Source organism: Streptomyces sp. NPDC088116, from assembly GCF_044741745.1.
Lineage (GTDB): Bacteria > Actinomycetota > Actinomycetes > Streptomycetales > Streptomycetaceae > Streptomyces.
Window position 1 is genome coordinate 1 of record NZ_JBIUTF010000019.1, and the last position, 12,805, is coordinate 12,805.

The 12,805-nt window shown below is 73.7% G+C and carries 2 protein-coding genes and 1 pseudogene; 2 read left to right on the forward strand and 1 reads right to left on the reverse strand.

Annotated features, from left to right (window positions below; genetic code table 11):
* Positions 1–96: 96 nt before the first annotated feature.
* Positions 97–9,657, forward strand: a complete 9,561-nt coding sequence (locus tag ACIOJD_RS34460) for an SDR family NAD(P)-dependent oxidoreductase (protein WP_401920568.1) — start codon at positions 97–99, stop codon at positions 9,655–9,657.
* Between the two features lie 68 nt (positions 9,658–9,725).
* On the opposite strand, the gene ACIOJD_RS34465 is transcribed toward ACIOJD_RS34460, so the two are convergent.
* Complete coding sequence (locus ACIOJD_RS34465; RefSeq protein WP_401920571.1) at positions 9,726–9,857, reverse strand: hypothetical protein; 132 nt, start codon at positions 9,855–9,857, stop codon at positions 9,726–9,728.
* Between ACIOJD_RS34465 and ACIOJD_RS34470 the strand changes: the two are divergent.
* Positions 9,838–12,805: pseudogene (locus tag ACIOJD_RS34470) on the forward strand (type I polyketide synthase); the annotation flags it as partial. The gene ACIOJD_RS34465 and the pseudogene ACIOJD_RS34470 overlap by 20 nt on opposite strands.

The following is a 12,805-nucleotide window of genomic DNA, read 5'->3' on the forward strand; positions in this document are numbered from 1 at the left end:
GCCCACCTGCGCACCCACCTCCAACACACCCACACCAACCCCCTCGACATCGCCCACTCACTCGCCACCACCCGCACCACCTTCACCGAACGAGCCGTGCTCCTGGGCGACGAAGAGGCCCTCATGGCCGCGCTCGGCGCCCTGGCCGCCGGTGATGTCGCCCCCGACACCGTCACCGGTACGGCGACGGATGTCCGCCAACGGGTCGCGTTCGTCTTCCCCGGCCAGGGCTCGCAATGGGCCGGTATGGGGGCCGAACTGCTGGACACCGCACCGGCGTTCGCCGAGGAGCTGGCGCGCTGCGAGGCCGCGCTCGCGCCGTTCGTGGACTGGTCGCTCACCGAGGTGCTGCGCGGTGCCCCCGGCGCGCCCGGCCTCGACCAGGTCGATGTCGTACAGCCGGTGACGTTCGCGGTGGTGGTCGCGCTCGCGGCGCTGTGGCGTTCGCTGGGAGTCGAACCGGCCGCCGTCATCGGGCACTCCCAGGGCGAGATCGCGGCCGCCTGTGTCGCCGGGGCTCTCTCGCTGGACGACGCCGCGCGTGTGGTCGCGCTGCGTTCCCGGCTCATCGCGCGTGAGCTGGCCGGGCGGGGCGGTATGGCGTCGGTGGCCCTGGCCTCGGCCGAGATCGAGCAACGGCTGGGCGGTGCCGACGGCATCGAGACCGCCGCCGACATCGAGATCGCCGCCGTCAACGGGCCGGAGTCGACCGTCGTCTGCGGGGAGCCCGGCGCTCTGGAGGCGCTGCTGCGCGGCCTGGAGGCCGAGGGCGTGAGGGTCCGTCGGATCGAGGTCGACTATGCCTCGCACTCGCGTCATGTCGAGCGGATCGAGGAGGAGTTGACGGCCGTGCTCGCCGAGATCCGGCCGCGCTCCGGTGACCTGCCCTTCTACTCCACCGTCGAGGCGGCGCCGATCGACACGGCGGCGCTCGATGCCACGTACTGGTACCGCAATCTGCGCCGCCCGGTACGGTTCGAGGCCGCGCTGCGCGCCATGCTGTCCGACGGGATCGACGCGTTCGTGGAGTGCTCCCCGCACCCCGTTCTCACCGTCGGTGTCCGGCAGACCCTGGAGAGCCTGGGGTCGGCTGTGCCGACGGTCGGTTCGTTGCGGCGCGGTGAGGGCGGGTTGCGGCGCTTCCTCACCTCTGCCGCGCAGGCCCAGGTCGGTGGGGTCGCGGTGGACTGGAGCACGCTCTGCGCCGGTGGGCGTCCGGTGGACCTGCCCACGTACGCCTTCCAGCGCGAACGCTACTGGGTCGCCCCGGTGGAGCCCGGTCACGCGGGCGCGGCGGACGGGACCTCGGCGGACGAGTCCGGCGGCGGGGCGAGATACGGCGACCGGCTGGCCTACCACGTGGCGTGGCAGGCGCTGCGTCCGGTCACCGGTGAATGGCGGCCCGGACTGCGGCTGTTGATCGTGCCCGCCGGGGAGCGGGAGACCCCGGCCGCCGATGCCGTGGAACAGGCGATCGTCTCCTTCGGGGGGACGGTCCGCCGTATCGTGGCGGACCCGGCGCGTGCGGGCCGCGAGGTGCTGCGCGGCCTGCTGGAGCCTGCCGTCAACGGGGACACCGCGGTGGCCGGTGCCGTCTCGCTGCTCGGGCTGTGCACGGACCCCGACCCGGACCATCCGGCCGTGCCGGTGGGGGTCACCGCGACGCTCGCCCTCGTGCAGGCGATGGCCGAACTCGGTGGCACCGTACCGGTGTGGACCGTCACCCGTGGTGCGGTCGCCGCCACGCCCGACGAGGTGCCGTCCGCCGCCGGGGCGCAGTTGTGGGGCCTGGGCCGGGCGGCGGCGCTGGAGCTGCCCGAGCAGTGGGGCGGGCTGATCGACCTGCCGGAGCGGCCCGACGCGCGGGTCTTCGACCGGCTCGCCGGGGTGCTCGCCGAGCCCGGTGCCGAGGACCAGGTCGCCATCAGGACCTCGGGGGTCTTCGGCCGCCGTGTGCTGCGGACCCCGGCCGCCTCGGCCCCGCCCGCCTGGCGTGCCCGGGGCACGGTCCTCATCGCGGGGGACACCGCGACGGTGCCCGGCCGGCTGGTGGGGGCACTGTTGGATGACGGCGCCGAGCGCGTGGTGCTGGCCGGTCCTGACTGCGACGCGGATTCCGTCGCGGCGGCCGGGCTCGCCCAGGCCGCTGTCGTACCGGTCCGCTGCGATGTCACGGACCGTTCGGTGCTGGCCGGTCTGTTCGACGCGTACGCGCCCGCTGTCGTGGTGCACGCCCCGCCGATGGTGCCGCTGGTGCCGCTCGCCGAGACGACGCCCGCCGGTGTCGCCGCCGCCGTGGCCGCCAAGACGACGGGCGCCGAGCATCTGATCGACCTGGCGGCCGGGGCGGACCTCGACGCGCTGGTGCTGTTCTCCTCCGTTTCGGGCGTGTGGGGAGGGGCGGCGCAGGGCTGCTATGCCGCCGCGACCGCCGCTCTCGACGCCCTGGCCGAGCGGGCCGGGGCCGCGGGCCTGCCCGCGGTCTCGGTCGCGTGGAGTCCGTGGGCGGAGGGAGTATCGGCCGAGGGCAGCGACCCGGAGTTCCTGAACCGGCGTGGTCTGGCCCCGCTCGCCGCCGACGAGGCGGTGGGGTCGCTGCGCCGCCTGCTGGAGCGCGGCAGCGCCTGCGGGGCGATCGCCGATGTCCTGTGGGACCGCTTCGCGGCCTCCTACACCTCGGTACGCCCGGCCGCCCTGTTCGACGACATCCCCGAGGTACGGCGGCTGCGCGAGGCCGAACGCTCGGCGGCGACGGGCGACCCGGCGGTCTCCGAACTCGTACGTGAACTGTCCGCCCAGACCGGTCCCAAGCGGCATGTCACCCTGCTGCGACTGGTCCGTACGCATGCCGCCGCCGTGCTCGGGAAGGCCACCGGCGAGTCGGTGAACAGCTCGCGGGCGTTCCGGGACCTCGGCTTCGACTCGCTGACGGCGGTCGAGCTGCGCGACCGGCTCGCCGCCGCCACGGGGCTGACGCTGCCCGCGTCCCTGGTCTTCGACCACCCCAATCCGGCCGCGCTCGCCCGCCATCTCGGTGAGGAGCTGCTCGGCGGTGGGGACGCCGCCGCCGACGGCCCGCAGGCCCCGGTGCCGGCGGACGAGCCGATCGCGATCATCGGCATGGCGTGCCGGCTGCCGGGCGGGGTGCACTCCCCCGAGGACCTGTGGAACCTGCTGTCCGCCGAGGCCGACGCCATCACGCCCTTCCCCACCGACCGGTGGTGGGACAACGACGGCCTCTACGATCCCGACCCCGACTCCCCTCGGCACACGTACACGCGCGGGGGCGGATTCCTGCACGACGCCGCCGAGTTCGACCCCGAGTTCTTCGGGATCAGCCCGCGTGAGGCGGTGGCGATGGATCCGCAGCAGCGGCTGATCCTGGAGACGGCCTGGGAGTCCTTCGAACGGGCCGGAATCGACCCGGTGAAGGTACGTGGCAGCCGTACGGGCGTCTTCGCGGGCACCAACGGGCAGCATTACGTGCCGTTGCTCCAGGACGGGGACGAGAGCCTCGACGGCTACATCGCCACCGGCAACTCGGCCAGTGTGATGTCCGGCCGGCTCTCCTACCTCTTCGACCTGGAAGGGCCCGCGGTCACCGTCGACACAGCGTGCTCCGCCTCGCTCGCCGCGCTGCACCTGGCGGTGCAGTCGCTGCGCCGGGGCGAGTGCGATCTGGCGCTGGTGAGCGCCGCCACGGTGATGTCCACGCCGGAGATGCTCGTTGACTTCGCCCGTCAGCGGGCGGTCTCCCCGGACGGCCGGAGCAAGGCGTTCGCCGAGGCCGCCGACGGGGTCGGTCTGGCCGAGGGCGCCGGTGTGGTGCTGGTGGAGCGGTTGTCGGACGCCCAGGAGAAGGGCCATCCGGTGCTGGCGGTGGTACGGGGCAGCGCCGTCAACCAGGACGGCGCCAGCAACGGGCTCACCGCACCGAGCGGCCCCGCCCAGCAGAAGGTCATCCGCGAGGCGCTGGCCGACGCCGGGCTGGCCCCCGGCGACATCGACGCCGTGGAGGCCCACGGAACGGGCACGGCGCTCGGCGACCCCATCGAGGCCGGGGCGCTCCTGGCCACCTACGGCAAGGACCGCGCAGGCCATCCCGTATGGCTCGGCTCACTGAAGTCCAACATCGGGCACACCCAGGCAGCCGCCGGTGTCGCCGGGGTCATCAAAATGGTCCAGGCGATGCGCCACAGCACACTGCCCCGCACGCTCCACGTCGACGCCCCCTCCTCCCGTATCGACTGGAAGTCCGGTGCCGTCGAACTCCTCACCGAGGCTCGGCCGTGGCCCGAGCGGGAGGGCCGCCCGCGCCGGGCGGGCGTCTCCGCGTTCGGTATCAGCGGCACCAACGCCCACCTCATCCTCGAAGAGCCACCGCAGCCCACCGGTTCCGAGCCCCTCTCGGGCTCTCCCGACGCGGGAGACGCGGGTGACGTGTGGTCCGAGGAGTGGTGGCAGGACGTGACCGTGCCGCTGATGATGTCCGCACGCAACGAGGCCGCGCTGCGCGACCAGGCGCGGCGGCTGCGCGCGGATCTGCTCGCCCGTCCCGACATGCATCCGGCGGATGTCGGCTACACCCTGCTCACCGACCGCAGCCGTTTCGAGCAGCGGGCCGCCGTGGTCGGCGAGAACTTCACGGAGCTGATAGCGGCCCTCGACGACCTCGCCGAAGGACGTCCCCACCCGCTGGTGACGAACAGCACCGCCGGTACGGCCGAGGGGCTGGTGTTCGTCTTCCCCGGCCAGGGCTCGCAGTGGGCCGGGATGGCCGACGGGCTGTTCGAGCGCTCCAGCGCGTTCCGGGAGAGCGCGCACGCCTGCGACGCCGCGCTGAGGCCCTACCTCGGCTGGTCCGTACTGGGCGTGCTGGGCGGGGAACCGGACGCGCCGCCGCTGGAGCGGGTCGACGTGGTGCAGCCCGTGCTGTTCACGATGATGGTCTCGCTCGCCACGGCATGGCGTTCGCTGGGCGTCGAACCGGCCGCGGTCGTCGGGCACTCCCAGGGGGAGATCGCCGCCGCCCATGTGGCCGGCGGCCTGTCGCTGGACGACGCGGCCCGGATCGTCGCCCTGCGCAGCCAGGCGTGGCTGCGGCTGGCCGGGAAGGGCGGCATGGTCGCGGTGCCGCTGCCGGTGGACGACCTGCGGCCCCGGCTGGCGGCGTGGGGCGACCGCCTCTCCGTCGCCGCCGTCAACAGCCCGGGGGCCTGTGCCGTCGCCGGGGATCCCGACGCCCTGGCGGAGCTGGTCGCCGAGCTGACCGGTGAGGGCGTGCCCGCCCGGCCGATCCCCGGTGTCGACACCGCCGGGCACTCGCCGCAGGTGGAGACCCTCCGGGAGCACCTGCTGGAGGTGCTGGCCCCGGTCACGCCCCGGCGCTTCGACATCCCCTTCTACTCGACGGTGACCGGTGGGCCGCTGGCCGACGCCGCGGAGCTGGACGCCGCGTACTGGTATCGCAACATGCGCGAACCGGTCGAGTTCGAGCAGGCCACCCGTGCCCTGATCGCCGACGGCCACGATGTGTTCCTGGAGACGAGCCCGCACCCCATGCTGGCCGTCTCCCTCCAGGAGACGATCGGCGATGCCGGTGTCTCCGGCTCGGTACTGGGAACCCTGCGCCGCCGCCAGGGCGGCGCCCGGTGGCTGGCCGTCGCCATCTGCCGCGCGTACACGCACGGCGTGGAGATCGACGCCGAGGCACTGTTCGGCTCCGACTCGCGCCATGTGGATCTGCCGACCTACCCGTTCCAGCGCGAGCGTTACTGGTACCGCCGCACGGCCCGTGGCGGTGACGCCGCCTCCCTCGGGCTGGACATCGCCGACCATCCGCTGCTCGGCGGTGGTGTGGAGGTCCCCGGCTCCGGCGACCACGTGTACACGGCGCGCATCGGTACGGACAGCTTCCCCTGGCTGGCCGACCACGCGCTGATGGGAACGGCGCTGCTGCCGGGTGCCGCGTTCGCCGAGCTGGCGTTGTGGGCCGGGCGCCATGCCGGCACCGGCCGGATCGAGGAACTCACCCTGGCCGCACCGCTGTCGGTGCCGGAGAGCACCGGCGTCCGGCTGCGGCTGACGGTCGGCGCGCCCGGCCAGGACTCGGCGCGCCGCTTCACGGTGCATGCCCGTACCGAGGGCGCCGAGGGCTGGACCCTGCACGCGGAGGGCCTGCTCACCCCCGACGAGGCCGGCGGCGAGGAGGAGAACGGGGACGCGAACGGGAGTGTGCCGGACGCTTCCCCGGTGGCCGTGCCGCACGGCGCCGAACGCCTGGACACCGGCGATTTCTACGACCGGTTCGCCGAGCGCGGCTACAGCTACGGCCCGGCCTTCCGCGGCCTGGTGAGCGCGGGCAGGCACGGCGACGACATCCTCGCGGAGGTCGCGCTGCCCACCCTCGTACAGGCCGACGCGGCCCGGTTCGGCCTGCATCCGGCGCTGTTGGACGCGGCGCTCCAGGCCATGAGTCTCGGCGGGTTCTTCCCCGAGGACGGCCGCGTCCGGATGCCCTTCGCGTTGCGCGGCGTCCGGCTGTACCGCACCGGCGCCGACCGGCTGCGGGTGCGGGTCTCGCCGGTGGCCGAGGATGCCGTACGGGTCCGGTGCACCGACGCCGACGGGCGGCTGGTGGCCGGGATCGACTCGATCCTGATGCGCCCGGTCGACCCCGCGCAGCTCCCGGCCGGCCGGCCGGCGAGCGCCGACTCGCTCTTCCACGTCGGCTGGCAGGAGCGGTCCGGTACGCCCGCCATCGCGCCGCGGGTGCGCTGGGCGGTGGCCGGGCCCGACGTACTGGGCCTGGCCGGGGCCGCCGACGGGCAGCCGTCCGTACTCGCTCTGGAGGACGGCCCGCTACCGGCCCTGACGGACGGTCCGGCCCCGGACGTCCTGGTGTTCGGCGTGCCCGCCGCAACCGGTGACGATGTCGCCGCCGACGCCGAGGCCGTCACCTGCCGGCTGCTGGAACTCCTCGCGCACTGGCTCGCCGCACCCGCAGGATGGGAGCGCACCCGCCTGGTCGTGGCCACCCGGGGCGCGGTCGCGGTGCGCGGCGACCACGAGGTGACCGACCCGGCGGCTGCCGCCGCGTGGGGCCTGCTGCGCTCCGCGCAGGCCGAGGAACCGGACCGGTTCCTGCTGGTGGACCTGGACGACGACCCGGCCTCGGCGCGGGCGCTGCCCGCCGTCCTCGCGGCCGGCGAACCGCAGAGCGCGGTGCGCGCCGGGACGGTGTACGTACCGAGGCTGCGGCGGTCCGGCGGTGACGGCCACGGGCCGCTCACCCCGCCGGACGGAGCAGGCGCCTGGCGGCTGGGCCGGGGCGCGGACGGCACTCTGGACAGCCTGGCCCTGGTGCCCGCCCCCGATGCCGAGGCCCCGCTGGAACCGGGCCAGGTGCGTGTCGCGGTGCGAGCGGCCGGGGTGAACTTCCGCGATGCCCTCCTCGCCCTGGGCATGTATCCGGGCGAGGCGGAGCTGGGCACCGAGGGCGCGGGTGTCGTCACCGAAGTCGGCCCCGATGTCAGCGGGTTGAGCCCCGGCGACCGGGTGCTGGGCCTGTGGAACGGCGGCTTCGGCCCGGTGTGCGTGGCCGATCACCGGCTGCTCGCCCCGATCCCCGACGGCTGGTCCTTCGCCCAGGCCGCCTCGGTCCCCGCGGTGTTCCTCAGCGCCTACTACGGGCTGGTCACCCTGGCCGGTCTGCGCCCGGGAGAGACCGTGCTGGTGCATGCCGCCGCCGGAGGGGTCGGCATGGCCGCCGTACAGATCGCCCGCCATCTCGGCGCCGAGGTACGGGCGACGGCGAGCACCGGCAAGTGGGATGTCCTGCGCGGCCTGGGCATTCCCGACGAACACATCGCCTCCTCGCGCACCCTCGACTTCGCGGCGGCGTTCGCGGGACCGGGCGGGACGGCCGGCGTCGATGTGGTCCTCAACTCGCTCACGAAGGAGTACGTGGACGCCTCCCTCGGGCTGCTCGGACCTGGCGGCCGCTTCCTCGAACTGGGCAAGACCGATCCGCGCGACCCGGAACAGGTCGCCGCCGACCACCCCGGCGTCTGCTACCGGGCGTTCGACCTGAACGAGGCCGGCAGCGACGAACTGGGGCGTCTGCTCGCCGAGTTGATGAAGCTGTTCGACCGCGGAGTGCTGCGTCCGCTCCCGGTCACCACGCACGATGTACGCCGCGCCGCGGACGCCCTGCGTACCCTCGGCCTGGCGCGGCACACCGGGAAACTCGTGCTGACCATGCCGCCCGCGTTCGACGCGTACGGCACGGTGCTCATCACCGGCGGCACCGGCACCATCGGCAGCCGGATCGCCCGCCATCTGGTCACCGGGCACGGCGTCCGCCACCTGCTGCTGGCCTCGCGCGGCGGTCCTGAGGGGGACGGCGCGGCGGAGCTGGTGCGGGAGCTGAGCGATCTGGGCGCGTCGGCCACCGTCGTCGCCTGCGACGTCGCGGAACCGGACGCGGTACGGGAGTTGCTCGCCCGGGTGCCCGCCGGGCATCCGCTGACGGCGGTGGTCCACAGCGCCGGTGTCCTCGACGACGGGTGGCTGACCGCCCTCACACCCGAGCAGGTACGGCGGGTGCTACGGCCCAAGGTGGACGCCGCGGTCCACCTGGACCGGCTCACCCGCGATGCGGACCTCTCGGCGTTCGTCCTCTTCTCGTCCAGCGCCGGTCTGCTGGGCAGCCCGGCCCAGGGCAACTACGCGGCTGCCAACGCCGTGGTGGACGCCATCGCGGCCCGGCGGGCGGCGCTAGGCCTGCCCGCGGTGTCGCTGGCCTGGGGACTGTGGTCCGACACCAGCAGGATGGCCGTCGAACTGGACCAGAAGAACCTTCAGCGGCGCTTCGCCCGCAGCGGCTTCCCGCCCATGTCCGCGTCCCAGGGCACCGCCCTGTTCGACGCCGTCCTCGCGGTGGACGCGTCCGTCCAGGTTCCCATGCGGCTCGACCCGGCCGCGCTGCGCGCCTCGGGAACGATCCCGCCCCTGCTGACGGAACTCGTCACGAGCACCCCGGCCGACGAGGGGGGCGACCGCGGCGGCTTCTCCCGGCCCGCCCACGGCACCGCCGAGGGATTCGCCGGGCTGCGGTCCACACTGTCCGCACTGTCCGCCGAGGAACGCCACGACCGGTTGCTGTCCCTGGTGACCGAACTCGTCGCCGCCGTGCTCGGCCACGAATCCGGTACGGCGGTCTCCCCGGACCGGGCTTTCCGGGACGCGGGTTTCGACTCGCTGACCGCCGTGGAGATGCGCAACAGGCTGGGCGCGGCGACCGGGCTGCGGCTGCCCGCGACCCTGGTCTTCGACCATCCGACCCCGGCCGCGATGGCCGCCCATCTGGACGGCCTGCTCGCGCCCGAACAGTCAGGCCCGGCCGCCCCGCTGCTGGCCGAACTCGACCGGATCGAGGAGGCCTTGGCCGCCCTCACCGCCGATGGCGTCCCGGCCCTGGCGCCCACCCCCGAGACCCGTACCGGGATCACGTCACGCCTGGAGGCACTGGCCGATCGCTGGCGCAGCCTGCACGACGGTGCGGCGGACCTCGGCGACGACATCTCCGACGTCCTGCGGACCGCGGACGACGACGAGATCTTCGCGTTCATCGACGAGCGGTACGGCGCGTCCTGACCGGGTGGCCCGGCACCGGATCAGACAGTCCACGAAGGGAGAGCCTCTGTGTCGAATGCCTCGAATATTCAGAATGCGTCAAACAGGTCGAGCGGGTCGAGCGGGTCAAACGGGTCGAGCGGGTCGAGCGGGTCGAGCGGGTCGAGCGGGTCGAGCGGGTCGAGCGGGTCGAGCGAGGAGAAGTTGCGCTCGTACCTCAAGCGGGTGACGACCGAACTGCACCGGGCCACCGAGCAGTTGCGGACCATCGACGAGCGGGCGCGTGAGCCGATCGCCGTGGTCGGCATGGCCTGCCGGCTGCCCGGCGGGGTGCGCGGTCCGCAGGACCTGTGGGAGCTGCTGCGTACCGGGACCGACGCGGTGTCCCAGGCACCGGCGGACCGCGGCTGGGACGTGACGTCGATGTACTCCCCCGACCCGGAGCGGGCGGGGACCACCTATTGCCGCGAGGGGGGATTCATCCGGGGGGCCGACCGGTTCGACCCCCGTCTCTTCGGGATCTCGCCCAACGAGGCGCTGGCCATGGACCCCCAGCAGCGGCTGCTGCTGGAGACCTCGTGGGAGGCGCTGGAACGGGCCGGAATCGACCCGAAGTCCGTACGCGGAAGCCGCACCGCGGTGTTCGCCGGGGCGTGGGAGAGCGGCTACCAGCGGGGCGTGGAGCCGGCCGACGCCGCGCTGGAGGCTCAGCTCCTGGCCGGGATCGTCAGCTTCACGGCGGGCCGCGTCTCGTACGCCCTGGGGCTGGAAGGACCGTCGTTGACGGTGGATACGGCCTGTTCGTCGTCGTTGGTGGCGTTGCATCTGGCGGTGCAGTCGCTGCGCCGCGGCGAATGCGACCTGGCGCTGGCGGGCGGTACGACGGTCATCGCGGATCCCGCCCTCTTCGTGCAGTTCTCCCGCCAGCGCGGGCTGGCGCCGGACGGCCGGTGCAAGGCGTTCGCCGAGGCCGCCGACGGCTTCGGCCCCGCCGAGGGCGTCGGTGTGGTGCTGGTGGAGCGGCTGTCGGACGCGCGACGTCTGGGGCATCGGGTGCTGGCGGTGGTACGGGGCAGTGCGGTCAACCAGGACGGCGCCAGCAACGGGATCACGGCACCGAGCGGTCCCGCCCAGCAGAAGGTCATACGCGAGGCGTTGGCCGACGCCGGGCTGACGGCCGGGGACATCGACGCCGTAGAAGCCCACGGGACCGGCACTCCCCTCGGTGACCCCATCGAGGCCGGCGCACTCCTCGCCACCTACGGCAAGGACCGCCAGGACGCGCCCGTATGGCTCGGTTCTCTGAAGTCCAACATCGGGCATACCCAGGCAGCCGCCGGTGTCGCCGCCGTCATCAAGATGGTCCAGGCGATACGCCACAGCACACTGCCCCGCACCCTCCACGTGGACACCCCGTCCTCCCATGTCGACTGGGACACCGGTGCCCTTCAACTCCTCACGCAGGCGCGGCCGTGGCCCGTACGGGAAGACCGCCCGCGCCGGGCCGCCGTCTCCGCCTTCGGCGTCAGCGGCACCAACGCCCACCTCATCCTCGAAGAACCACCGCCACCGTCCGATGCGGTCACCGAGTCACCGGGGAAGGAGTCCCCGGTGACCGAGTCCCCGGTGACCGTGCTCCCGCTGTCGGCGGCGGGCGCGGACTCGTTACGTGAGCAGGCCCGGCGGCTCGCCGATCACCTGACCGCCGACCCGGAGATCACCCCGGCCGATGCCGCGTACTCCATGGCCACCACGCGGGCCTCGCTGTCCCACCGGGTGTCGATCACGGCCGACGACCGGGAGTCGCTGATCGCCCGGCTACGCACGGTCGCGGAGGGAGCGGACGGAGCGCACGGAGCGGAGAGAGGTGAGGGAGGCGAGGGAGGCGAGGGAGGCGAGGGAGGCGAGAGGACGTACAGAAAGGAGGACGCCGATATCGTCCTCGGCGAGGCCGGCTCCGACCGGGCACCGGTATTCGTCTTCCCCGGGCAGGGCTCGCAGTGGGCCGGCATGGGCGCGCGGCTCCTCGCCGACGCACCGGTCTTCCGCGCGAAGGCCGAGGCGTGCGCGGAGGCACTGGTGCCCCACCTCGGCTGGTCGGTCCTCGATGTGCTGCACGGAGCCCCGGACAGCCCGCCGATCGACCGCGCCGATGTCGTACAGCCGGTGCTGTTCACCATGATGGTCTCGCTCGCGGCGCTCTGGGAGTCGCATGGCGTACGGCCGGCGGCTGTCGTCGGTCATTCCCAGGGCGAGGTGGCGGCGGCATACGCGGCCGGTGCCATCTCGCTGGACGACGCCGCCCGGATCATCGCCGAACGCAGCAGGCTGTGGGGGCAGTTGGCGGGCAACGGCGGCATGCTCTCGGTGATGGCCCCGGCCGACCGGGCCCGTGAGCTGCTCGAACCGTGGAAGCAGCGGATCTCCGTCGCGGCGGTCAACGGCCCGGCCTCGGTCACCGTCGCCGGTGACACACGCGCACTGGAGGAGTTCGGCGCACGGCTGTCCGCCGAAGAGGTGCTGCGCTGGGCACTGCCCGGCGTCGACTTCGCCGGGCACTCACCACAGGTGGAAAAGTTCCGCACCGAACTTCTGACGGTGCTCGCCCCCCTGCGGCCGACGTCCGCGCGGGTGCCGTTCTTCTCCACGGTGACCGCCGGGGTGCACGCCGGTGAGGAGCTGACCGGCGCGTACTGGTACCGCAACATGCGGGAACCGGTGGAGTTCGAGGCCACCCTGCGGGCACTGCTGCGCCAGGGGCACCGCACGTTCATCGAAATGGGTCCGCACCCGCTGCTCGGCTCCGCGATCGACGAGATCGCGGAGGACGAGGGCGTCCCCGCCACCGCGCTGGGCACCCTCCAGCGGGGCGCCGGCGATCTCGGCCAGTGGCGCCGCGCGGTGGGTGCCGCGTTCGCGCACGGAATCCGCGTCGACTGGGACCGCGTCTTCGAGGACACCGGCGCGCGTCGCGTGCCGCTGCCCACCTACCCTTTCCGCCGCGACCGCTTCTGGCTGCCGACGGCGCTCGTACGGCGCGGCGTGCAGGCACCGCTCAAGCGCTCCGACGCGTGGCGTTATCGGGTGACGTGGGTTCCTGTCGAAACCGCAACCGGCGGCAGGCTCTCGGGCCGATGGCTCATCGTGGAAACCCAGAACACGGGACCGG